A 23,165-nucleotide genomic window follows, 5' to 3' on the forward strand; every position below is an offset into this window, starting at 1 on the left:
CGCGGCGCACACCGGTCACGGCATCGACTCGGCCTGCGCAAGATGTCCGGCGAAACCCATCGCGCTCGCCGTGTCGCGGTAGCGATCCCGCAACCGCGCATACGTCGTGTCGTCGCCGTGCGCCCGCGCCAGCAGCGCGCGCAGCCGCAACAGCAGGATCTCGCGCACAGCCAGCCCGTCGTCGGCGGGTGCGGCCGCCAACCGTTCGATGGCCGCCGCGGCCTCGACCAGATCGCCCTCAGTCCCCCGGTCCAGCAGGGTCTGCACCAACACCCCGGTCGCCGGAGTGCTCCACCCCAACAGCCGTCCCTCCCGAAACAGGTGCTCGACGGAGGCGCGCATGTGCGCGATGGCGCCGTCGAGGTCCCCGCCCCGAGCCCACTCGCGGGCCAGGTAGACCTCGACGAAGGGCAAGTCGGCCAGGAAGTACACCCGACGCTGGAACATGTCACTGACATCGGCGAGCACCGCCTGCCCGCGGTCGCGCATCGGGTCTTCCCGGCGGTGGACCAGCGCGACATCGTCACCGGAACGCTCGGCGATTTGCAGAGCGTCCTCGATCTCGCCGAGCGCGCAATCGTCAGACGCCAAGACACCGGTCGAGATGCCCGCGCTGTAGACGTAGGCGACGACGGTGGCATAGGCCATGGGATCGGCGCTGCGGGCCATCGCCAGACCATGCTGGAGATCTTCTGCCCACCCCGGACGCCCCAGGCAATAGCGCGCGTTGGCGCGGGTGGCGAAGGCCACCGCCAGGGGGCAGCCGATGATCAGAGCGCCCATCGTCGGGTCGCCGTCGGCCAGGGCGATCACCCGCTGTGACCAGCGCAGCGCATCCGACCACTCGGCGCACTCACTCTTGGCATAGATCAGCGCGATGGACAACGCGACCGTCAGGGCCGGATCGCCAACCGACTCGATGAGCGTCATGGCCTCGGTCGCCAACTGCGATGCTTCGCGCATTCGTGCATGCTGCAGATGGCCAATCACCAACCCCGCCATCCCGATCGACAGGGACGCCTTGTCCCCCGCGGCGGCACACAGTTCGCGCAATTCCTCGAAACGCGCGCCGGCGACGTCGATGTGGATTCGAAACGCGATGCCGCACAACATGGTGCGCGGGGCAATCCGCATGGCCGCCCGGTTGGGATCATCGACGGGCAATGCGTCGGCGATCTTGCGGGCTCGCTCCCAGCTGAGGTGGGCGGCCGCGATGTCGCGATTGGTCGCCCACGCGGCGGCGCGCACCTGCCAGCCGTAAGCGGCGTGCGATTCACCGGCGGCCTCGAGGTGTTCGGCGATCAGCGCGGCGTACTGGTCCGCCGATTCCGGAACCCGGGCTTCGATCACCGCGGCGAGCCGCCGGTGCATCTGGGCGCGAGCTGATTTCAATTGCGACTCGTAGGCCACGGTGTGAATCAGCGGATGCCGGAACACGTATTCGGCCGGCTCCGTGAACCGCACCTGGTCAACGAGTTCCGCGCTGATCAGCTCCTCGATCGGCGGTTCGATGCCCAGGCCGATCAGCAGCTCGGTGCTGAAGCGAGATCCGATGACGGCCGCGGCGCTGAGGGTCTGCTTGGCGGCCGGGCTGAGCCGGTCGATGCGCGCGCCGATGGTTGCCTGCAGCGTGGCCGGCACGATCGCGTCGTCGGCCTCGGCGGTGCACGCGTAGCTGCCACGCTCCCCCACCAGCACCCGGCGTTCGGCGAGCTCGCGGATGATCTCCTCGGCGAAAAAGGGGTTGCCGGCGGCACGCGTGGCGATGATCTCGGCGATCTGGGCGACGGAGGGATCGGGGCCCAACAGTTCGGCGATCAGCGCCGAGGTTTCGGCATCGCTGAGCGGGCCCAGGGCAATGCTCTGGGCGCCGCGCACGCCCCGCAATGCTCCGCGATAGTCGGGCCGGTAGGTCACCAGCACCATCGAGTGGGTCTGTGGGATCACCGACAGAAACTCGGCGACCATCGATTCGCTGGCCTCGTCCATCCAGTCCGCATCCTCGATGACGTACACCGCGGGTTGGGCGCGAGCCAGCTGGACCGCGTTGATCAGCGCGGCCAGCCGCCGGCGGCGGGCCTCCGGGGCGATCTTGGGCAGCTCCACCCGGGGGTCGGCGATACCGAGCAGGTCATAGAGCAACAACAGGTCCTGCGGATCACCGTCTGGGACGATCGCCCGTACCCGCACCCGCGCGGTGGCATCGTCGAGCCGGCTCACCTGGGCGGCGGCGCGCAGCAGACGGATAACCGCCCGAAATGGGATATCGGTCGCGTGCGATTCGCAGAAGGGCGAAAACACCGTAACACCAAGATTTTTCGCGACCCGAGCGGCTTCCCTGGCCAGCCGGGTCTTGCCGATGCCCGCCCGTCCGACCAGCGTCACCACCGACCCGCGCCCGGCAATGGAACGGTCCAGCATCGTGGTCAGGGTGTCCAACTCCCACTCGCGTCCCACCAACGTCGCCGGGGCGGGACCGCTTTGCCAGTACTGATCAACCACGCCGAGCAGTTGCCACGCCGGCACCGCAGCCTCGACACCCTTGATGTGCACCAGCTGCGGCTCGCCCAGCACGGCGGCGCCCTCGACCAGTCGGGCGGTGGACTCACCGAGCATCACCGTCTCCAGCGCGGCCACCGCCTCCATCCGCTGCGCCAGCCCGACTTGCTCACCAACCGCGGTGTAACCCAGCGCGCCCGTTCCGATTTCGCCGGCCACGACCTGCCCGGAATTGAGGCCCACCCGAAGCTGCAGCACGACACCGTCGCGCCGATCGACCTCGCCGGCAAGGCGCTTGGCCTCATCCTGAACGCCCAGTGCGGCCAAACACGCCCGCAGCGCGTGGTCCTCCAGAGCGGCCGGGGCACCGAATACCGCCATGATCCCGTCACCGGTGAACTTGTCGACCGTGCCGCCATATCGCTGCACCACCACCGCCGCGCGGTTGACCAGCTCGGTCATGATCTCGCGCAACCGCTCGGCACCGAGCGCCGCGGCGATGTCCATCGAATGCACCACATCGGCAAACAGCACCGTCACCTGCTTGTACTCGGCGTGGGTATCGGCGGCGGCGACGGGCGCGCCACATCCGTGGCAGAACCGGGCGTTTTCGAGGGGTTGGGTACCACACGAGCGGCACGCCAGTACGGGCGTCATCGACGCCTCCGTCGGTCCTGACCCAGAGTTTTCGCCTTCCCAGGATAGGTGGCCGGGGGTTGCCGGGACCCGGTTATTTTTCAGTTGACACGGAGGCGGCGTTTGTCAAGTGGAACCGCTCCGGTGGCGAGGTCGAGACTTGCCAGGGTCGCGGCCGGCTCCGCATTGTGTTGCCAATAGAAATCGTTGCTATATGCATGCATCGCGGGCTTCCGGGCTCCGATGCGCCGAATAGGAGCCGAAGTGGTGATGTTGCGAGTTATTCCCGAGGGTTTGGCGGGGGCCAGTGCGGCGGTAGCGGCCCTGACGGCTCGATTGGCCGCCGCGCATGCCGTTGCGGCGCCCGCCATTACGGCGGTGATCCCGCCAGCGGCCGATCCGGTGTCGGTGCGCAACGCGGCGGGGTTTAGCGCCGTCGGCGTTGAGCATTCCGCCATGGCCACCGAAGCCATCGAGGAATTGGGCCGCTCCGGGGTCGGCGTGGGTGAGGCCGGTATCAGCTACACCGTTGGAGACGAAGCCGCGGCAGCCGGCTACGGCGCTTTTGGCGGCCTGTGATGACCATGCCGATATGGATCGCCCTGCCGCCGGAGGTGCACTCCGCGCTGCTGTACGCCGGTCCTGGTCCCGGCCCCATCGTGGCCTCGGCGCAATCGTGGCAAGCGCTGGGCGCTAGCTACGCCGAGGAGGCCGCCGAACTCGAAGCGCTGCTGGCCACCGTGCAAGCCGGGCCCTGGCAGGGGCCCAGTGCCGCCAGTTTCGTTGGCGCCTACGGCCCGTATCTGGCGTGGCTGACTGCGGCCAGCGCCGACTGTATAGCGCGGGCCGCAACACACGAGGCCACCGCGGCCGGCTACGTCAGCGCGCTGGCGGCGATGCCGACGTTGGTGGAGCTGCAGGGCTCCGGCGTTGTTGATTAGCCCCTGGGTGGAGCTGGAAGCCAACCACGTCATCCACGGCGTGTTGCTGGCGACGAATTTCTTTGGTATCAAAACGATCCCAATCGCGCTCAACGAATCCGACTATGCGCGAATGTGGATTCAAGCCGCGACCACGATGAGCGTCTATGACGCCGCCAGCGCCGCTGCGGTTGCCGCAACACCACACACCAACCACACCCCGCCCATCCTCAAACCCGGAGCCAGCTCACTCACCAGCCTGCCTCCGCCGCCCAGCCCGCCCTGGTGGAGCATCATGTGGCAGCTGCTGCGAACCCTGGCCGACATCGTGTCCCAGACGGTGAGCCAGTTGGCCAGCGAGGTGGCCAGTTTCGCCTGGCAGTTCGTCTTCTACCTCGGCCAGATAGTGGTGGCGTACGGGGTCATGCTGCTGGGCTACGCACTTCAAATGATGAAGATCCTGAACCTGCTGATCGCCGACCTGATCGTATTGGCACTGGATCAAGTTCAACTCGTCCTCATGTACCTCTACATCACGTTGCGCGGCGCCATTGCGATGGTCACGCTGGTCGCGGATTTTCTCAACAAGGTGCTCACGACGCTGTCGCTGGGAGTCGAGCACGCGATCGCAGCAATAGCGCAGGCGATCCGCGAACTGCTCGGTGGCGCGGCCATGGCGTTTCAGGCGGGCGGAGTTTCGCCGCTTTTGCCCCAAGCGAGCGCCCTGGGCAATGCCCCCACCGGCGCCATCGGTCGGGCACATTCCGGCGTGGCAGCGGCCGCATTACCCAACGCACATTTGGTTTCCGCGGTGCAGCTGTCTTCCAGCGGGTCGATGACGGCGGCTGGATTCGCCGGCACCGCGCCACAGCAATCGATTGCGCAGCCGGTTGGATTGTCCACGCTAAGCGCCGGCTCATTTGGCGCCGACGCGCCCTTGCCGTTGCTGCCCAGCACGTGGGCTGCGGGCTCGATACCGGTCTGAACTCAGGTCGGCGGGCGCTCGATTCTCCAGGGGCCGCCGTCCCCGTCGCGCTGCAGCTTGACTTCATCGGTACCGCCGTCGCGCTTGCCGTCGACCTCGATCTCGACGGCGACGCGAATGGTCGCCTTGCTTTGTCCGCGCAACCGGACGGCCAGCACCTCCAAGCGGTGAAATGTCCAGCCGCGCAAGGTTTCGAGCTTGTCGATGATGATGTTGTCATCGGGCCAGAGCAGTTGTCCGGTCAGTTCGTCGCCGCGCATCAACGCCGCGTAGAACCCGACGACTGCCGCCGCCGGATCGGCGTTGCCTACCGCGAGGTCGGCCGCCTGGGCGGGCGTGAGCACGATGGGCTCAACGTAGTCCGCCCAACCGTCGTCGTCACGTTCCTTGGTCGCCGGAATGATTAGCGCCATACGCCGATGGTATCCGGCGCAGCCCGGCGCATAAGGGCTTAGTCGTGGGCGTTTTTGGGTTTCAGGTCGGTGTCGCGGCTGGGCTGCACCCGCTTGGGTTCGCCCGGCATCTTCGGGTAGTTCGGGGGGTAGGGCATGTCACCAAGCCCGCGCTCGGCGTCGGCTTCGGCCATATCCAGCAGCCCGCTGATCGACTGGGCCACGTCGTCCATGCCGGCCCAGGGGTCCGCGCGGCGGGCAATCAGGTCCGCAACCGTGGCCATGGTGTAGTCGTCCGGGTCGGCGCCGGCCAGCTCGTCCCAGGTCAGCGGCGTCGACACGGTGGCGATCGGGGTGGCCCGCACCGAGTACGCCGACGCCATGGTGCGGTCGCGGGCGTTCTGGTTGAAGTCGATGAAGATCCGCTGGCCACGTTCTTCTTTCCACCACGACGTGGTGACCGCCTCGGGGGCGCGGCGCTCGACTTCGCGGGCCAGGGCGATGCCGGCCCGGCGCACCTCGATGAAGTCCCAGTCGCTCGCGATGCGCAAGAACACGTGGATCCCGCGGCCGCCGGAGGTCTTCGGATAGCCGACCAATCCCAGGTCATCGAGCACCGGCTTGAGCACGTCGACGGCGACCGAACGTGCCTGCGCGAAACCGGTACCGGGCTGCGGATCCAGATCGATGCGCAGCTCGTCGGGGTGCTCGGTGTCGGGGCAGCGCACCTGCCACGGGTGCAGCGTGACGGTTCCCATCTGCGCCGCCCAGACGATCGCGGCCGGATGGGTCACCTGCAGCGCGTCGGCGGTGCGTCCCGACGGAAAGGTCACCTGACACGTCCGCAGATAGTCGGGGTGGTGCTTGGGCACCCGTTTCTGATAGATCTCCTCACCGTCGATGCCGTCCGGAAATCGCTGCAAGTGGGTGGGACGATCCCGCAACGCGGTCAGCATCGGACCGCCCCCGACCGCCAGGTAATAGTCGATCAACCGGCCCTTGGTGCCCTGCTTTCCCAGCTTCGGGAAGTACACCTTGTCCCGGTTGGTCACGCGTACCGCGATGCCGTTGACGTCAAGTTCTTCTGCTGCAGCAGGCATACCTGGATTCCAGCATGCCGCACGCCACAATGAACTAATGGACCTACCAGTCATGCCGCCGATTTCGCCGATGCTGGCCAAGGCGGTCAAGACGATCCCGGCCGATGCGTCCTATGAACCCAAATGGGATGGATTCCGCTCCATCTGTTTTCGCGACAACGATGAGGTAGAGCTCGGCAGCCGCAACGAACGTCCGCTGACCCGCTACTTCCCGGAGCTGGTCGCGGCGGTCCGGGCGGAGCTGCCGCGGCGCTGCGTCCTTGACGGCGAGATCGTGATCGCCACCGGCCACGGCCTGGATTTCGAGGCGCTGCAACAGCGCATCCACCCCGCCGATTCCTGGGTGCGGATGCTCGCCGAACACACCCCGGCATCCTTCATCGCCTTCGACCTGCTGGCCCTCGGCGACGACGACTACACGACGCGTCCATTTGTGGAACGGCGCGCGGCGCTGGTCGAGGCGGTCGGCTCCGGCCCATCGATCCATGTCACCCCGGCCACCACCGATCAGGCGACGGCACGGCGGTGGTTCGAAGAGTTCGAGGGCGCCGGCCTCGACGGAGTGATCGCCAAACCGCTGGCGGTCACCTATCAGCCGGACAAGCGCGTGATGTTCAAGATCAAGCACGAACGCACCGCCGACTGCGTGCTGGCCGGATATCGCCTCCACAAATCCGGCGGTGACGTCATCGGTTCGCTATTGCTGGGCCTCTACCAAGACGACGGGCAATTGGCGTCGGTCGGCGTGATCGGGGCATTCCCGATGGCCGAACGCCGGCGGCTCTTCACCGAGCTGCAGGAGCTGGTGACCAGCTTCGACGACCATCCGTGGAACTGGGCCGCCCACCAGTCCGGCGAACGCACGCCACGCAAAAACGAGTTCTCCCGCTGGAACGCCGGCAAAGACCTCTCGTTTGTGCCGCTGCGCCCCGAACGCGTGGTCGAGGTGCGCTACGACCACATGGAGGGCCCACGGTTCCGTCACACCGCCCAGTTCAACCGGTGGCGTCCCGACCGCGATCCACGTTCCTGCACCTACGCCCAGCTCGAGCAACCGCTGACGTTCAGTCTCGACGACATCGTTGCTGGTCTCGGACCCCGCTGCGGGCACTAGGCCCGACGGGCATTCGAGGAACGCAGCGACCGCCGGTGCGGCGCGCCTGAAAACCCGAAGGTCCGGATTGGCGCGTCAAACGCCTTTAAGATGTCGTGATGCTGCACGTATCCACATTGTTCGTTGCAGGTAGCGCCAATCTGGACGAACACGGTGCGATCAATGCTACACGCATTCCGATGACCTGGTTTGAGGTCGATCAAGTCCCGCTTTGGGCAAAGGTTCCGATCGTTCTGGTGGTGCACGCGCCCGCCGGCGGGGACTACGACCCGGAATTACACGTGGTGTGCAAGGACCCCTCCGGAGCGCCGCGCGGCACCCTGCGGGCGAGTTGGCACTGGCCCGACGAAGTGGACAAAGCCTCCAAATATCGGTGCTTCACCCAGGAGCTCTCGTTCCCGATCGAGTCCGCGGGTGAGTACACCATCGGCGCCTACTACGACCAGCAGGGCAAGTTCGAGCTGTCCACACCGATACCGATCACCATCCTGTTGACCCAACCGCCGCCGGTCGAGGGTGAAGGCATGCCGGTTGCCGGTGAGGGCGTGCCGGTCGCCGGTGAGGACGTGCCGGTTGCCGGTGAGGGCGTACCGTTCGCCGGCGAGGGCGCGCCGGTCGCTGGTGAAGGCGTACCGGTCGAGTACGAAGACGTGCCGCCCCAGGGCGAAGGCCAGGGCGGCTAGCCCAATTCACGGCCCGCCGATTAGGAAAGCGCCACCGTCATCGACTCGAGCCCACGCAAGGTGACGTTCGTCTTGTATTGCGGCTCGCCGTCCAGCCGTGCCTGTGGGAAGCGCGCCGCGATTGCCGACAGCGCCACCGCGGCTTCCAGCCTCGCTAGCGGAGCACCAAGGCAGTAGTGCGCACCGCGACCAAATCCTAAGTGCCGCAAAGGACCCCGATCCGGGTCGAATTCTTCGGGCCGGTCGTACTCGGCGGGATCGCGATGCGCGGCCGCCACCAGCATCATCATCACATCCCCCTTGGTCACTTCGACGTCCCCAATTACCATGTCCGCCCCGGCAATTCGGCCGATCAATTGCACCGGCGGGTCATAGCGCATGGTTTCCTCCACCACCGCGGCGGCCCGGTCGGGATCGGCGCCCAGCTGTGCCCACTGCCGACGGTCGCGCAGCATGGCCAGGATCGCGTTGCCGATCAGGTTCACCGTGGTCTCGTGTCCGGCAACCAGCAACAGCACGCAGGTGGAGACGATCTCGTCCTCGGTGAGCTGATCACCGGACTCTTCGACGGCGACCAACCCCGACATCAAGTCTTCGCCGGGTTGCGACCGGCGCAGCGCGATCAGATCACGCAGGTATCCGCGCAGCCACTGCCCCGCTTCCAGCGAGTCATTGAGGTTTTCCGCGTTCTGGCCGGTGAAGGCGAAGAACGGGTCCAGCGCCTGCGCCAGCAGCGCCGAGGCCTGGCTGAACTGCGGCTCATCCTCCAGCGGCACCCCGAGCAGCCGGCAAATCACCGCCACCGGCAGCGGGTAGGCGAAGTCTGAAACCACGTCGAATCGGCCCTGCTCGGCGATCCGGTCCAGCAATCCATCCACCAGGGAGCTGATCTCAGGTCGCAACGCGTTGACCACTTTGGGGGCGAACGCCTTGCTGACCAGTTTGCGCAGCCGGGTGTGATCGGGGGGATCGAGAAACAAGAAGCCGGGCGGGAAGTCGCGGCCCAGGGCCGGTTCCTCCTCCACCCGCCGCTGGGCCACCGTCGACTTGGTCTGGTCGCTGCAGGAGGACGGGTGTCGCAGCACCTCGTCACAGTCCCCAAAGCTGGAGAACAAGACGAAGTTGGCCTCGGGCAGATGCAGTGGCCCATGTTCACGCAGCCGAGCGCACAGCGGATACGGGTCGGCCCGGATCGCCGGGTCCAGCAATTGGAACAGAAATGCCTGTGGTTCGACTTGCTCGGTGAACTCGATGGGCTCGATGGGCCGTGTGGTCATGCTGACATTGTGCCTGCGCATGAAAAACGTGTGGTCAAAGTGGGTAGCGGCCGTCACCGGGCCGCGTAGCATCTGCGAGATGACGGTGCTTCGCGTGTGCCGGTCGGGGCTTGTTGCCGTTTTCCTGGTTTGTGTAACCGCTGCGGTAGCACTGGCCGCCACGGTGCTGGCCGCGCCGGGCTACGCATGCGCGTGCGGTGCCGCGATCGCCCCGGGCGACGCCCAGGCCACCATGAATCATGAGGTGGCGCTGGTGCATTGGGATGGGACGACCGAAACCATCGTGATCCAATTGGCGGTGGACGCCACGACTGACAACCTCGCCCTGGTCGTGCCCACCCCCATGCCGGCCACCGTCGCCCCGGGCGACAAGGCCGCCTTTCTCGAACTCGACGCGTTGACCACGCCAGAGATCCGCCACCAGCGCCGCTGGAATCTGGATCTGGGCTTCAGGGCGGGCGGACCGGATGAGGGGGTGCGCGCCGCCCATCCCCCCGAAGTGATCAATCAAGTGCACCTCGGCCCCCTAGAAGCCACCACCCTGGCCGGCGGTGACCTGCCCGGCCTGCAAGCCTGGCTGGCCGACAACGGCTACGCGCTTCGTCCGGCGGTGGCGGCCGCACTGGATCCCTACGTGCGAGAAGGCTGGGCTTTCGTCGCGATGCGCCTGACGAGCACGGGTCCGATCGTTGGTGGGCTCAATCCGGTACGCATGACCTTTCGTTCATCGCAGTTGGTCTATCCGATGCGGCTGTCGGCCGCCGCATTGGACCCACAGCATGTCGTCGTCTTCACGCTGACCGATCACCGGCAGGTGCGCACCGACGCCGACACCGCCATCCAGGCCACCGAGGTCCAATTCGCCGGCAACATCGCCAACCACGTGCACGACCCGCTGCTGCGCGAACTGGTCGGCAACCACGAATCATACCTGACCAAGACCCAGGTGGACGTGTACGAGACGTCCCGAATCTCCTCGGACTTCACCTTTGCCGATGCGCCCAACGACGACGCCTACCGACCGGTGATCGTCGTCTACGACAACGTCGCCATCCCCCTGGTGGTGATCCTGTTCGCGGGGTTCGTGGTGGCGGTGATGGCGGCGGCGGTGGTCCTACTCGTGGTCCTTCGGCGCCGGCGAACCCGCCTGGGGGCCGGCGGGGTGCCGGGCTGAGCCAGCCACGCCGCGCTCACTACCCCTCGCCCAGCCCCGCAACCGACGGGTCGGCCATCAGCCGGTCCAGGAAATCGCGCTGTCCCTTGAGTAATTTGCCCCGCGCGGTCGCGACCGGAAACCAGCCGACCCGGTCGACCTCGGGGAATTCGCGCACCCTGCCCGACCCCTTCGGCCACTCCAGCTCGAAGGTGTTGCTGTGCACCTCGGTGACGTCGAGGTCACCGCGCACCGCGAACGCGGTCACCACTTTGCCGCCGGCTTGCTTGACTGAACCCAGGTCGATTCGCGCTCCGTCCGGCACCGGCAAACCGATCTCCTCGGCGAACTCGCGCCGGGCCGCCACCCAGGGATCTTCGTCTTGGGTGTACTCGCCCTTGGGAATGGACCAGGCGCCGTCGTCTTTGCGCGCCCAGAACGGACCTCCGGGATGGACGATGAGCAGCTCGAGGACGCCAGCCGCGGCGCGATACACCAGCACACCCGCGCTGAGCTTGGGCATCGACTCGCTAGACCCCGACGGCCTGCTCGAGATCCTTCAGCGACGTTTCCAGGTGCCCCAGCAGCCGCTGCAGGCTCGGCACACTGCGGCGGCAACCGACCAGTCCGAAGTCCAGCCGGTCGGCGTTGTTGACCAAGGTGATGTTCAGCGCCTGGCCATCAGGGATGTTGGACAGCGGGTAGCTGCCGTCCAGCCGGGCGCCCCCGTAATACAGCTGCTGCGCCCCGCCGGGCACGTTGGAAATGACGATGTTGAATGGTGGCGGCACCGTCGAAAGGAATCTCGGTACGCCGGCCAGGGTCAGCGGTGCCATGTTCAGCCCCGACAACGCCAGCACCTGCAGGCGCGGCAGATCGGCGAGCACCTTCTTGTTCGCCCGCATGGAGGCGCTGATGATTTCGATTCGCTGCGCCGGATCCTCGACATTGGTGCCGAGGTTGCACAAGACGCTGCCCACCATGTTGCCGCCGCTGTCGGCCTGTTCCTTGGAGCGCAGGCTCACCGGGACCATGGCGATCAGCGGTGCATCCGGCAGCGCGTCCTGTTCGATCAGGTAGTACCGCAGCGCACCGGCACACATCGCCAAGACCGCATCGTTGACGGTGACGCCGGCGGCCTCCTTGACGGCCCTGATGCGCTCCAGCGACCAGGATTGCGCCGCGCACCGGCGCGCTCCCCCGACCTTGACGTTGAACATGGCGTGTGGCGCCGCGAACGGCAGGGTCAGCTGCTGTTCGAACAACGCCGCGCGCGCCAGTTTCAGCGTCGAAGGCGCCAGTCCGGCGACCGATCCCGCCATCTTGACCAGCGAACCCACCAGCGATGAGCCGCCGCCGTTGGACTCGGGTCGCGGCGGCCGGGGCAGATTCCACATCGCCCGCACCTCGGTGTCGGACGAGTCGGCTGACATGGTGCGCTGCATCAGCTTCGCCGCCGAGACGCCGTCGATCAGCGCGTGGTGCATCTTGGCGTACATGGCGAAGCGGCCGTCGCTCAATCCCTCGACCACGTGCAGTTCCCACAGCGGGCGATGGCGGTCGAGCAGACTGGTGTGCAGCCTGGAGGTCAGCTCGAGCAGGTCGCGGACCCGGCCCGGAGAGGGCAGAGCCGACCGCCGAACGTGGTAGTCGACATCCAGGTCGTCGTCGTAGGCCCACGCCACCCGCGCGATACCGCCGCCGATCGTCGCGGGGTGCTTGCGGAATGTGGGCTGGAATTCGTCGTTGGCCACCAGCGCCTCGTAGAAATTACGGACGAAATCCGGGCCGGCGCCCTCCGGGGGCTCAAACAACGACAGGCCACCCACGTGCATGGGATGCTCCCGTGATTCAACGAACAGGAACATCGAGCCGGTGGGCATCATCAATTCCATCCACTTATTAGACACCCGCCTGGTGCGGCATTGTGAGCCCGCATCCGGGCGGGCCCGCATCCGGCCGATTCAGAACATCGCCGCGGAGCCAACCTCCGGGTGGTTGCGCATGAACTCCACGAGCCGATCGACGTAAGCGGTGAACGGCGGTGGCCCGACCACCGGGCCGCCGGCAAGGTCGGCACGGCAGTGGTCGGTCAGATAGAAGGTGGGATGGGAGAAGTAGTCGACGGCTTCGGGAGGGATCCGCATCAGGCGGTACAACCCCGGGACTCGCGCCAGCGAGGCTTTGGCCAGCTTGCGCGGCAGCGGCACCTTGGTGACGTCCCGGCCGGTGGCCCGGGCCAGGACGTCGGTCATCTCGTCCACCGTCAGTGGCCGCGGATCGGCCAGGTGATAGGTGCGGCCCTGCGATTGCGACAGTCCGCTGAGGTAACCCACCGCGTCGATGACGAAGTCGCACGGGACCACATTGACTCGCGTCATGGTGGGGTCACCGGCGACCGGCAGGATCGCCCGGTGCGGCTGGCGCAACAGCCATTGCATGACAAAGTATGGCCCGTCGAACTTTTGGGTCTCGCCGGTAGCGCTGTCACCGACGACGATCGACGGGCGATAGATCGTGGCCGGCATGCCCGCAGCCATCCGGGACCGCACGTCGGCCTCGGCCAGATGCTTGGTTTCCTCGTAGTAGTTGTTGAACGGGGCGCCGACTTCCAGGTCATCCTCACCGAACGGACCGGCGTAACGGCCGCTGACGTAACAGGTGCTGAAGTAGTGCAGACGGGTCAAGTTGGGGCACTGTGCCAGCGCGTCAAGGACGTTGCGGGTGCCGTCGACGTTGATTCGAACCGCTACGTCGCGTGCCACCGCCAGGTCATAAGCGGCCGCCAGGTGCCACGCCTCGGTGACATCGCTGAGATCGGCTTGCGCCAGGCCCAGTCCGGGCCGGGTGATATCTCCCTGAACCAGTCGGATACGGCCCTCGAGCTCCGGTTCGGCGGCGCTCAACTCGGCCACCCGCACACCGGCTTGGGTGGCGAATTTGGGCTGGACTAAACAAATTGCCGAACTGTCGGTGCGCCTGAGGATGCCGGGCAATAAGGCACTGCCGAGAAAGCCGGGGAAACCGGTCATCAATACGCTCATCGCCGCACTCCTGGCCACCTATTAACGCGACCCCCCCGGGGCACCACCGCTGAACCGACGTTATCGATTGACGGGCCTTTTTGGATGGGCCTTTCGACCCGCAATCGAACGCCATTAGTCCTCGGTTACGGCACGCTTTTGCCAGGCATAATCAAATTGCCGACACCCTCGCCGTGACGGGAGCTCATGAACCGCAACGAAATCGACGGCCCCGAGATCGCCAAGTGGGATCGCGGCTTCACCTCGACGGTGATCGGGGCGGTCACTCCCGTCATCAAGCGGTGGTTTCGGTCGGAGGTGCGCGGTTTGGAGTCGTTCCCGCCGACCGGCGGCGTGCTGGTGGTGTCCAACCATTCCGGTGGGGTGTTAACGCCCGATTGGAACGTGCTGGCCCCCGCCCTGTACGGCAAGTTAGGCTACCAGCGCCCGCTGTACACGCTGGCCCACTATGGCGTGTTCATCACCCCGTTTCGCGCCTCGCTGGGCCGCCTCGGCGTCATTCATGCCAGTCCGGACAACGCCACGGCGGCGTTGCGTTCGGGTGGGGTGGTGCTGGTCTTTCCCGGCGGGGATTACGACGCGTTCCGGCCGACACTGGCGCAGAACGTCATCGATTTCGGTGGCCGTACGGGCTACGTCCGGGCCGCAATGCGGGCCGGCGTGCCGATTGTGCCGGCGGTGTCGATCGGCGGCCAGGAAACTCAACTGTTTGTCAGTCGCGGCAACTGGCTGGCAACGCGGTTGGGGCTCAAACGAATCCGGATAGAGATTCTTCCCATCACCATCGGCTTACCGTTCGGCCTGACGATGTTCTTTCCCGCCAATTTTCCGCTGCCGGCCAAAATCGTCTATCAGGTACTGGAGCCGATCGACATTGCCGCCCAGTTCGGCACCGACCCCGACGTCGCGCAGGTCGACGCCCACGTGCGCTCGGTGATGCAGTCGGCCCTCGATCGGCTGGGCGAGCAGCGCCGATTTCCCGTGCCGGGCTGATCACCCTGCCACTTGACGCGTGGCAACGATCCGGCGTGCCGCCCGGCTGAGTTGCCGACCGCAGTAGCCCCGGCAACTCAGCGGACGCTGTTGATCATTGGGCCAGCCGAATTGCTGGGCCGCCCCCGCTGATCACCCAATCGTCACCGTCGCGGACGGCGCGGGTGGTGAAGACGCGCGGATCGGCACCGCCCTGCGGCTCGGTCATGGGGAAGCAGGAGAAGATCTCGCCGGACAGCAAGCCCTGCAGGTAGCGGTCCTTTTGATCCGGGGTGCCAAACCGCGCAATGATCTCCGCGTTGCCGGTGTCGGGTGCCTGGGTGCCTGGGTGCCGAACACGATCGGAGCCCAGGGGCTGCGTCCCAGGATCTCGTTGATCAGGGTCAGTTTCACCGCGCCAAAGCCCTGCCCGCCGAGTTCCGGACCCAAATGTGGGGCCCACAAGCCTTCGTCGCGAACTCGTTGTTTGAGGGGATCCACGATGCGGCGGCGTTCATCGTTGAGCGGCAGGAACTCGCAGCCGGGGAACACCACCTCGAGCGGTTCCACCTCCTCGCGCACGAACCCGCGGATCCAGTCGAGCTCCTTCTCGAACTCCGGTTCGGTGGAGAAGTCCCAAGGCATTCGCGTGCTCCTGTCTTTCAGGGAATGCCGCCGTCGGCGCGCAAGATCGATCCGGTGGTGAAGCTGGATGCGTCAGAAGCCAGAAACAATGCCGCTCCGACGATTTCGGGTGGGTTTCCGGCGCGCCGCAGGGCTAGGTGGCCGAATGGATTCTGCGTGGCCGCATCGAGGTTCCAGGCCTTGCTGACATCGGTCAGAAACGGCCCGGCCATCAATGTGTTGACGCGCACCGTCGGTCCGAATGCCCGCGCCAGCCCCTCGGTCATCGCGTTGAGCCCGGCCTTTGCCGCGGCATAGGGAATGATGTCGGCGCTCGGGCGCAGCGAACCGGCCGAACTCACGTTGATGATGGAGCCTCCATCGGCAGCCACCATCCGCTCACCGACCAACGCCGAGAGCCGGAACGGGCCCTTGAGGTTGAGGTTGAGCACCGCATCGAACAGCTTCTCGGTGACGTCGCTCAGCTTGTCGTAGAGCGGCGACATGCCCGCGTTGTTGATCAGTGTGTCGATCTTGCCGAAGCGTTCGTAGGACGCCGCGACCAGCCCGTCGAGCTGATCCCAGCGCCCCACATGCACTTGATAGGCCAGGGCGGAGCGCCCGGTCTCGGACTCGATCTCGGTGGCGGTGGCCACGCAGTTATCCAGGTTGCGGCTGGCGATCACCACGTCGGCGCCGCAGCGTGCCGCCGCAAAGGCCATCTGCCGGCCCAGGCCGCGGCTGCCCCCGGTGATCAGGACAACGTGGTCGGTGAGGTCGAAAAGCTGGTCGGCATAACCCATTTCAACGCGCCTTGGTTGCGCGGGCCAGCTCGGCGGCGGTGGCGATCAGCCGGGGGATCATCGCAGCGAATGCGTCCTTGATCTTGGGATCCACCCCGCCTGTGTGGGGCCCGGCGCGCACGGCGGCGGCGTAGGTCTTCTCCAGCACGATGCCCAGTTTCCAGTTCGCCAACACCAGGTAGTAGTCGATGTTGTCGGTGGACAGCCCGCTGACCTTCTCGTAGTGCTCGAGCAGTTCGCTGCGCTTCGGCATGGCACTCATGTCCAGATAGAACCCGTCGGCGCGCGGCTCTTCACCGTCATAGCCCAGCAGTGACCAGGCCAGATCCAGCAGCGGGTCGCCGATCGTGGTCATCTCCCAGTCCACAATCGCGGCCAGTCGGGCGGGTTCCCCGTGGGCGAACATGACATTGGCGAACTGTTAGTCGCCGTGCATGATGCCCGGCGTGTAATGCGCCGGCCGGTTGCGGCGCAACCAGTCCGAGGCCGCGTCCAGCCCGGGCAGTTCGCGCACCTGGTAGGCCGCGAGAAAGTGCAGCCACCGGTCGACCTGGCGCTCATGGAATCCGTCCGGGCGGCCGAAGCCCTCCAGGCCCTGGCCGCGCCAGTCCACCCGGCCCAGTTTGGCCGCCCCCTCGACGAGTTGCAGCGCCAGCCCGCGGCGGGCTGGCAGGTCGGTGTCGAAGGGTGCGGGCCACCCGCCGTCCATCGGGCTCCATCCATCGATGGCCCTCATCAGGTAGAACGGCATGCCCAGCACCGATCCGGTCTCGTCGGTAGCGATCAGTTCTGCGTGCGGCACGTCGGTGCCGGACAGGGCCCTTACCAGCCGGATCTCGCGCAACAAGCCGTCAATGCGGGCCGCGTCGGCACGCGGGCCGAGCATGCGCAGCACCATGCTCTGATCGCCGCGGCGCACCAGATACAGCGTGTTCTGCGAACCGCCCCCGAGCTGCTCGAGCACGGGCTCCTCGCCGCTGCCGGGCGCATGGCGGCTATCCAGCCAGCGCCCCAGAACAGCCGCATTCAGCGAGGTCCCGCCTTCGGTCTCCATCGGCCGCACTCCAAACTCTCATTTTGGAGAATAGCATTCTCGGTGGGAGTGGGGCGGGCCCGGACGAGCAGTGGCCGCACGGAACCCCGGTGGTCTGATACGCCGAGTATTCGGTGAACGCGCGCGAGCCGTGGATATAGCAGCGCCCCAGCGACGAGCAGGGCATCGCCACTTAGGGCCCAGGGACGCCGGGTCCGCCGTCACCCCCGTTCCCGTCGGGTCCACCGGCGGGGGGTCCGCCGGTGCCGGTGCCGGGGGTGGCGCCGGCGATGCCGTCTTGGCCGCTAGCCCCCATCGACCCGGTTGCCCCGGGCTGACCGTCGGGGCTCTGGGTTGAGGGGGTTTCGCCTCCGGCGCCGCCGTTGCCGCCGGTGCCGCCGTCGCCTCCGCTGCCGCCGTTGCCGGCGTCTCCGCCGGTGCCGTTGGTGCCGGATTGTCCGTAGGTGCCGCCGTTTCCGCCGGTGCCTCCGGTGCCGCCGTCACCGCCATCTCCGCCAACTGCGGCCGCCCCTGCCTCGCTGCTCCCGCCAATGCCGCCGTCTCCGCCGGTGCCTCCGGTAGCCCCGATGCCGCCGTTTCCGCCGTTGCCGCCCGTTCCGCCGTTGCCGCCGTCGCCGTAGAGGCCGCCGGTGCCGCCGGCCCCGCCTGCTCCGCCCTTGCTACCGGTGCCTCCGGTGGCGCCGATACCGCCGGTCCCGCCGTCACCGGCCGCGCCGCCAGGGCCGTGAAAGCCGTTTCCGCCGTTGCCGCCTGTTCCGCCGGTGCCGCCGCCGTTGCCGCCGGTGCCGCCGGTGCCGCCGGTGCCGCCGGTGCCGCCGGTGCCGCCGGTGCCGCCGGTGCCGCCGATGGTGCCGGGTCCGCCGCTGCCGCCGTCGCCACCGTTACCGCCGAAGGGCTGGTCGAAGTCGGCGTAGCCGTTGCCGCCGGTGCCGCCTGCTTGGCCGGCGTAGGCGCCGTTGTCGCCGGTGAAGAGGGTTTGATTGCCGGACGCGTCGGTTCCGGGGTTGGCGGTGCTGGTGACGGGGTGGGGTTGGTGCCGGTGGTGCCGGTGGCGCCGTTGCCGCCGTTTCCGCCGTTTCCGTAGTCGCCGCCGTTGAGGGTGGGGTCGGTGGAGGTGTAGCCGTCTCCGCCGCGTCCGCCGCTGCCGTTGGTGGTGGTGGGGGTGGTGCCGTTGATACCGTGGGCGGCGGTGTCGGTGCCGTCGCCGCTGGTGCCGCCGGCCCCGCCGAGTCCGCCGAGTCCGCCGAGTCCGGGGTTACCGCCGTTGCCGCCGTCACCGCCGTCGAGGTGCAGGGCATCACCGTTGGCGCCGGCCCCGCCGTTGCCGGCGATCGCGCCGTTAACGCCGGTGCCGCCGTTACCGCCGGCCCCGGTTATCCCGGTGCTGCCGAACCAGCCGGTGCCACCGCCGTTACCGCCGGCCCCGCCATCACCGCCGTTACCGCCGGCCCCGCCGTTACCGCCGTTGCCGCCGCTGGTCCCGGCGGTCGTCGCGGTTGCGCCCGCGCCTCCGGCTCCGCCCGCACCGCCGGCACCGCCGGCCCCGCCGTCGTGTCCGGTCTGGCCGGTTTGTCCGGTCAAACCCTGGGCACCCGCCCCGCCGGCCCTGCCGGCCCCGCCATCACCGAACATCCAGCCGCCTCGGCCCGCGCCTCCACCGGAGCCCCCGGCCCCAGTGTTGGAGGTGCCCCCGGCCCCGCCGGCTCCACCGTCGCCGGCCACCCAGCCGCCGTTACCGCCATGACCGCCGCCACCGCCCACACCCGTACCCGAGATGCCGCCGGCCCCGCCGGCCCCACCGGCCCCGAACAACCCCGTGCCGCCGCCATGACCCCCCACCCCGGCGGTGGTCAGGCCATTGCCGCCGGTCCCGCCTTGGCCCCCAGCACCGAACAGCCAGCCGCCGGCGCCCCCGCCGCCCCCGACACCGCCGGCCCCGCTCGCGGAGGCCCCGCCGGCCCCGCCGACACCGCCGGTACCGATCAACCCGGCGCTGCCCCCACGGCCCCCGGCCTGACCGGCCGCACCCGATCCGCCCCGACCCCCATTGCCCCACAACAGGCCGCCGGCGCCGCCATTGCCTCCGGTGCCATCCACCCCATTGGCGCCATCACCGATAAGCGGGCGCCCCAACCAGGCCATCGTCGGGGCATTGAGGGCCCCCATCACATCGGCGCCGGCGCTCTGCAACACCGATACCCCCGCCGCCTCGGCCCCGGCATAGGAATCCGCGGCCGCATCCAACGCCGCGACAAACCGGCCATGAAACACCGCCGCCTGCGCGCTGATCGTCTGATAGGCCTGCCCATGACCATCAAATAGCCGGGCCACCGCCACCGACACCTCATCGGCGCCCAATGCTCCCGCCAACGCCGTGGTCGGCCCCGCCGCCCACGCCCCGGCGGTCTGCACACCCGAGCCGATCACCGCCGCCTGGGCGGCAGCGGTCCCCAACACCTCCGGGCTAGCAAACACAAAAGACATAACCGTCTCCCCCGACTGGTAGCTCGCCCAACACCAACACGCAATCACCACACCGTGAGCACAGCGATACTAGCCATCTGAAAACCGACGATTCCGGTTTTCCGGGAAAATTCACCCATCCCCACCCAACCCGCTCATCTCCACCACGCGGCAACGCCGTCTCGTGGCTGCCGCGCCGGGGCCCTGCGGGCCAACATCACGTTGGCGACTAGCGGCCACCAGGGCGACCGCGACTGCCTCCCTCACCGCCCGAGCGGTTTGGTCCGGGGCCTTCGCCGGGGCCACCGTCGCTGCCGACAACCTGCTGTCCGTTCAGGGTGCTGGTGCCGCCGTGGCCGCCATTGCCGCCGGAGCCGCCGACGGCGGAGCTCACCCTGGTGGTGCCGGCGTTGCCGCCCCACCCGCCCTCGCCGCCCCAGCCGCCGTAGCCGTCGGTGCCCAGGCCGCCGGCACCACCTAGGCCGCCGTTGCCGCCGTTGCCGGCGAACGTGCCCGCCCCGTCTCCACCGGCGCCGCCGCTGCCGCCGCGCCCGCCGCCGGTGCCGGGACTTGACCAGAGCCGCCGCGCCCGCCGTCGCCGCCCGAGCCGCCGGCTCCGTAGACGTTGTCTCCGCCAAGCCCGCCCTTGCCGCCGTGCCCGCCTTGGGCGCCAGTCTGTGCTCCGCGGCCGGCGTCGCCGGCGTCGCCGCCAGCCCCGCCCTTGCCGGCGACGCCGTGGGCAGTGTTGGAGGAACCACCGTTGCCGCCGGTACCCCCGCTACCACCAACGCCGGCAGCGGCCTGGCCGTCACCGCCGGTCCCGCCGGTCCCGCCGGTCCCGCCGTGGCCCCCATTGCCGGCGGTGGTTCCGGCGCCGCCGGTGCCGCCGACGCTGCCCTTGCCCCCGTTGCCGCCGTTGAACTCGCCGTTGGCGCCGTTGCCGCCGTGGCCGCCGACCCCGCCGTTTCCACCGACGCCGTTGAGGCCACCAACCCCACCGTTGCCGGCGGCACCGCCGGAACCGCCACTCCCGCCGTAGGTTTCATTGGCGCCGGCGCCTCCGGCACCGCCGGTGCCGCCGTTCCCGCCAAGCCCGCCGTAACCGCCGCCGTGGATGGAGAGGCTGCCGGCGCCACCAATCCCGCCGACGCCGCCGGCACCACCAGTCGCCCCGCGGTTGGACGCATTCTCGCCGCCGATGCCCCCATTGCCGCCATTCCCGCCGGCCCCGCCGTGCCCGTTGGCCAACAACGTGCTGCCGCCGCCGGCGCCACCGTTGCCGCCCGCGCCGCCGGCCGCGCCGTTGGCGTTGATCCCGCCGTTTCCACCGTCGCCGCCGTTGCCGCCGTGGCCACCGACGTTTCCTCTTGGGGTGTATCGGGTGTTGCCGTCGCCCCCTCGGCCCCCGCCACCACCGTCGCCGCCAACCCCGTCATCGCTGGCGGTGCCGCCATCCCCGCCTTTGCCGCCGGTGCCTGCGGTGCCGCCGTTGCCGTTTCCGCCGGCGCCGCCGTTTCCGCCGATTCCGCCGTCGACGTCGTTGGCGCCGTTGCCCTCACCGCCGGCGCCGCCGGCGCCTCCTGCGCCTCCCGCGCTGACTCCGGCAGCGCCGTTTCCGCCGTTTCCGCCGGCCCCGCCGTTGCCGCCGTTGCCGCCGTTGCCGCCGTTGCCGCCGTTGCCGCCGTTGCCGCCGTTGCCGCCGTTGCCGCCGTTGCCGCCGTTGCCGCCGTTGCCGCCGATGAAACCAGTACCGCCGATACCGCCATTGCCGCCGTTGCGGTTGGCGCCGAGTGCGGCATTGCCGTTGGCGCCCTTGCCGCCGTTACCGCCGTTACCGTCGTTTCCGGTGGCGCCCTGGGCGGCTCTGCTCGATTCATCACCGCTGAGGCCGCCGTAACCGCCCTGATTGCCACTCCCGCCGTGCCCGCCGGCACCGCCGGCGCCCGTGGTGCCGTCGTTGAATCCGTTTCCGGCGGTGTGCCCACCACCAACGCCGCCGTGACCACCGTTGCCGCCGAGGCCGCCGCGACCGCCGTCCCCACCGGAATGGCCGTCAACATTGAAGGGACCTAGAAGTGTATCGCCTCGTGAGCCGTCACCGCCGATGCCGCCGGTCCCGCCGATGCCACCTGCCCCGCCGGCGCCACCGTTGCCCTTGATCAGGCCGCCCTCGCCGCCAGCCCCGCCGCTACCCCCGAGACCGCCTTGAAACCCTTTGTCGCCCGGGGTGAGCCCGGCGCCGCCCGTGCCGCCCTGGCCGCCCTGGCCACCCGTGCCGCCGGCCCCACCGTGGCCGTAGTCGCCGGCGTTGCCTCCTTTGCCGCCGGCCCCACCGTCACTACCCCTGCCGCCTTCGAGATGGGTCGCGTCGCCGGCGGTACCGGTGGCGCCGTGCCCGCCGTCGCCGCCGCCGCCGCGACCACCATCACCGAACAGCAAGCCACCCGCCTCGCCCGCGCCGCCGTTGACTCCGGCCACCCCCGGTGCGCCATTGCCGATCAAGTCCCGCCCGATTGCTGCCTCGAACGGCGCATTGATCACCGGATCCACCACCTGGCCCAGCGGACTGGTGATCCAGGCCTGGCTCAGCGTATGTGCTGGCTGCACCAACAATGCGTCAGATTCCGCGCCGATCACCGCCTGCACCACCCCCACCGGGCCCTCCCCGGCTTTGGCCGTGGCGGCCGCCGCCTCGTAGGCACCGGACAGCACTGCGGTCGGCCCGGCCGTGGCGTCCCACACCTGCCCCAACGCGGCGGCGCTGGCGGCCTCCGCACTCGCGTAGGCCTTCGCGGCGGCGTCAAGGGTCCGCCCGAACCCTCCCTGCAGGCCGTCCAGAAACTCCTCGAGCACCACCTCGTACTCCTGCGCGTGATCGGCGAACAACGCAGCGATCCCCACCGACACCTCATCGGCGCCAGCGGCCAACAACCCCATCGTCGGAGCCGCCGCCGCCCTGCTGGCAGTACTCACCGCTGACCCGATGCCGGCCACCTCCGCTGCCGCCGCACTCAACTGCTGCGGAGCCACATTCACAAACGACACAGCGCACCACCCATCGGTCGACAAGGCCTTTGGCCCAACAACATCGCTGACGATAAATGCGCAGGCCAGCGCCGTATTGGCGAATCAAATCCGCCATCAAATGTTGAGAAGGGCCACCCCGGACCACGCTCTCGCGGCCGTCTCAACCCCGCGGTGATGAACAGCAACATTGCTGACCGTCAGACACCGTTCGCGTCTCACGCACGCAAACCGGGGGGGCTCACCCGCGAAAGCCACAACCCGGCCAGCGCCTGCCCAAACCAGGCATGAACCCACGATTTCCGCGCTCGGACAATGGCCACCACAGCGGGCACCGGCCACCCCATGCGGCGAGGCCACGTGCGAGGCTGGGCCGAGCGACCCCGACCGTGGGCAGCGCACCACACCAACCACCGCATGGG

The 23,165-nt window shown here is 68.5% G+C and carries 14 protein-coding genes and 4 pseudogenes; 6 read left to right on the forward strand and 12 right to left on the reverse strand.

Annotated features, from left to right (window positions below; all coding sequences use genetic code 11):
* Positions 1-15: 15 nt before the first annotated feature.
* A complete protein-coding gene (locus MMSP_RS02330; RefSeq protein WP_020785307.1) occupies positions 16-3,156 on the reverse strand; it encodes an adenylate/guanylate cyclase domain-containing protein in 3,141 nt (1,046 codons plus the stop codon).
* Between the two features lie 246 nt (positions 3,157-3,402).
* On the opposite strand from MMSP_RS02330, the gene MMSP_RS02335 reads away from it, so the two are divergent.
* Together MMSP_RS02335 and MMSP_RS29260 are read left to right on the forward strand one after the other, a co-directional pair.
* Positions 3,403-3,714, forward strand: coding sequence for a PE family protein (locus tag MMSP_RS02335; RefSeq protein ID WP_036427034.1), 312 nt, complete (start codon positions 3,403-3,405; stop codon positions 3,712-3,714).
* Positions 3,714-5,040 (forward strand): annotated as a pseudogene (locus MMSP_RS29260) (PPE domain-containing protein). The gene MMSP_RS02335 and the pseudogene MMSP_RS29260 overlap by 1 nt, the downstream one beginning before the upstream one ends.
* 2 nt (positions 5,041-5,042) lie before the next feature.
* Here the strand turns inward: MMSP_RS29260 and MMSP_RS02345 are convergent.
* On the reverse strand, positions 5,043-5,453 hold the full coding sequence (locus MMSP_RS02345) for a hypothetical protein (protein ID WP_020785312.1): 411 nt from the start codon (positions 5,451-5,453) through the stop codon (positions 5,043-5,045).
* A gap of 38 nt (positions 5,454-5,491) precedes the next feature.
* The gene (gene ligD, locus MMSP_RS02350; RefSeq protein ID WP_020785313.1) at positions 5,492-6,532 is read right to left on the reverse strand and encodes a non-homologous end-joining DNA ligase; all 1,041 of its coding nucleotides are present in this window, start codon (positions 6,530-6,532) and stop codon (positions 5,492-5,494) included.
* 37 nt (positions 6,533-6,569) lie between these two features.
* On the opposite strand from ligD, the gene MMSP_RS02355 reads away from it, so the two are divergent.
* A complete protein-coding gene (locus tag MMSP_RS02355) occupies positions 6,570-7,646 on the forward strand; it encodes an ATP-dependent DNA ligase (protein ID WP_036426030.1) in 1,077 nt (358 codons plus the stop codon).
* 98 nt (positions 7,647-7,744) lie between these two features.
* The gene (locus tag MMSP_RS02360; RefSeq protein ID WP_020785315.1) at positions 7,745-8,329 is read left to right on the forward strand and encodes a hypothetical protein; all 585 of its coding nucleotides are present in this window, start codon (positions 7,745-7,747) and stop codon (positions 8,327-8,329) included.
* A gap of 20 nt (positions 8,330-8,349) precedes the next feature.
* Here the strand turns inward: MMSP_RS02360 and MMSP_RS02365 are convergent, their stop codons facing one another.
* Entirely contained in the window at positions 8,350-9,606 is a 1,257-nt protein-coding gene (locus MMSP_RS02365; protein ID WP_020785316.1) for a cytochrome P450, read from the reverse strand.
* A gap of 79 nt (positions 9,607-9,685) precedes the next feature.
* Between MMSP_RS02365 and MMSP_RS02370 the strand changes: the two genes are divergently transcribed.
* Positions 9,686-10,780, forward strand: a complete 1,095-nt coding sequence (locus MMSP_RS02370; RefSeq protein ID WP_200861935.1) for a DUF2330 domain-containing protein — start codon at positions 9,686-9,688, stop codon at positions 10,778-10,780.
* A gap of 19 nt (positions 10,781-10,799) precedes the next feature.
* Here MMSP_RS02370 and MMSP_RS02375 read toward each other — a convergent pair whose 3' ends face one another.
* From MMSP_RS02375 to MMSP_RS02385, 3 genes are all read right to left on the reverse strand, one after another.
* On the reverse strand, positions 10,800-11,282 hold the full coding sequence (locus MMSP_RS02375; RefSeq protein WP_020785318.1) for an NUDIX domain-containing protein: 483 nt from the start codon (positions 11,280-11,282) through the stop codon (positions 10,800-10,802).
* A gap of 7 nt (positions 11,283-11,289) precedes the next feature.
* Positions 11,290-12,654, reverse strand: coding sequence for a wax ester/triacylglycerol synthase family O-acyltransferase (locus MMSP_RS02380; protein ID WP_020785319.1), 1,365 nt, complete (start codon positions 12,652-12,654; stop codon positions 11,290-11,292).
* Between the two features lie 69 nt (positions 12,655-12,723).
* Positions 12,724-13,803, reverse strand: coding sequence for an SDR family oxidoreductase (locus MMSP_RS02385; RefSeq protein ID WP_020785320.1), 1,080 nt, complete (start codon positions 13,801-13,803; stop codon positions 12,724-12,726).
* Positions 13,804-13,989: 186 nt separating this feature from the next.
* Here MMSP_RS02385 and MMSP_RS02390 point away from each other — a divergent pair, with 186 nt between their 5' ends.
* Positions 13,990-14,796 carry a lysophospholipid acyltransferase family protein gene (locus tag MMSP_RS02390; RefSeq protein ID WP_020785321.1) on the forward strand — a complete coding sequence of 269 codons (807 nt, stop codon included), beginning with the start codon at positions 13,990-13,992 and terminating at the stop codon, positions 14,794-14,796.
* Positions 14,797-14,920: 124 nt separating this feature from the next.
* Here MMSP_RS02390 and MMSP_RS02395 read toward each other — a convergent pair.
* From MMSP_RS02395 to MMSP_RS29490, 5 genes and pseudogenes are all read right to left on the reverse strand, one after another.
* Positions 14,921-15,420, reverse strand: a pseudogene (locus MMSP_RS02395) (acyl-CoA dehydrogenase family protein); the annotation flags it as partial.
* 17 nt (positions 15,421-15,437) lie between these two features.
* Complete coding sequence (locus MMSP_RS02400) at positions 15,438-16,202, reverse strand: SDR family NAD(P)-dependent oxidoreductase (RefSeq protein ID WP_015357573.1); 765 nt, start codon at positions 16,200-16,202, stop codon at positions 15,438-15,440.
* 1 nt (position 16,203) lies between these two features.
* Positions 16,204-17,256 (reverse strand): annotated as a pseudogene (locus MMSP_RS02405) (phosphotransferase family protein).
* Between the two features lie 18 nt (positions 17,257-17,274).
* Complete coding sequence (locus MMSP_RS29265; RefSeq protein ID WP_020785326.1) at positions 17,275-19,740, reverse strand: PE family protein; 2,466 nt, start codon at positions 19,738-19,740, stop codon at positions 17,275-17,277.
* 208 nt (positions 19,741-19,948) lie between these two features.
* Positions 19,949-22,764: pseudogene (locus MMSP_RS29490) on the reverse strand (PE family protein).
* Positions 22,765-23,165 lie beyond the last annotated feature (401 nt).

The sequence above is a fragment of the Mycobacterium sp. 012931 genome (assembly GCF_000419295.1).
GTDB lineage: Bacteria > Actinomycetota > Actinomycetes > Mycobacteriales > Mycobacteriaceae > Mycobacterium > Mycobacterium marinum.

What these genes read in the sequence shown, in the direction of transcription:
- MMSP_RS02360 (WP_020785315.1), top strand. Translation starts at nt 7,745, where the DNA reads ATGCTGCACGTATCCACATTGTTCGTTGCAGGTAGCGCCAATCTGGAC.
- MMSP_RS02365 (WP_020785316.1), bottom strand. Translation starts at nt 9,606, where the DNA reads ATGACCACACGGCCCATCGAGCCCATCGAGTTCACCGAGCAAGTCGAA.
- MMSP_RS02385 (WP_020785320.1), bottom strand. Translation starts at nt 13,803, where the DNA reads ATGAGCGTATTGATGACCGGTTTCCCCGGCTTTCTCGGCAGTGCCTTA.
- MMSP_RS02400 (WP_015357573.1), bottom strand. Translation starts at nt 16,202, where the DNA reads ATGGGTTATGCCGACCAGCTTTTCGACCTCACCGACCACGTTGTCCTG.
- MMSP_RS02390 (WP_020785321.1), top strand. Translation starts at nt 13,990, where the DNA reads ATGAACCGCAACGAAATCGACGGCCCCGAGATCGCCAAGTGGGATCGC.
- MMSP_RS02345 (WP_020785312.1), bottom strand. Translation starts at nt 5,453, where the DNA reads ATGGCGCTAATCATTCCGGCGACCAAGGAACGTGACGACGACGGTTGG.
- MMSP_RS02370 (WP_200861935.1), top strand. Translation starts at nt 9,686, where the DNA reads ATGACGGTGCTTCGCGTGTGCCGGTCGGGGCTTGTTGCCGTTTTCCTG.
- ligD (WP_020785313.1), bottom strand. Translation starts at nt 6,532, where the DNA reads ATGCCTGCTGCAGCAGAAGAACTTGACGTCAACGGCATCGCGGTACGC.
- MMSP_RS02375 (WP_020785318.1), bottom strand. Translation starts at nt 11,282, where the DNA reads ATGCCCAAGCTCAGCGCGGGTGTGCTGGTGTATCGCGCCGCGGCTGGC.
- MMSP_RS02380 (WP_020785319.1), bottom strand. Translation starts at nt 12,654, where the DNA reads ATGGAATTGATGATGCCCACCGGCTCGATGTTCCTGTTCGTTGAATCA.
- MMSP_RS29265 (WP_020785326.1), bottom strand. Translation starts at nt 19,740, where the DNA reads ATGTCTTTTGTGTTTGCTAGCCCGGAGGTGTTGGGGACCGCTGCCGCC.
- MMSP_RS02355 (WP_036426030.1), top strand. Translation starts at nt 6,570, where the DNA reads ATGGACCTACCAGTCATGCCGCCGATTTCGCCGATGCTGGCCAAGGCG.
- MMSP_RS02330 (WP_020785307.1), bottom strand. Translation starts at nt 3,156, where the DNA reads ATGACGCCCGTACTGGCGTGCCGCTCGTGTGGTACCCAACCCCTCGAA.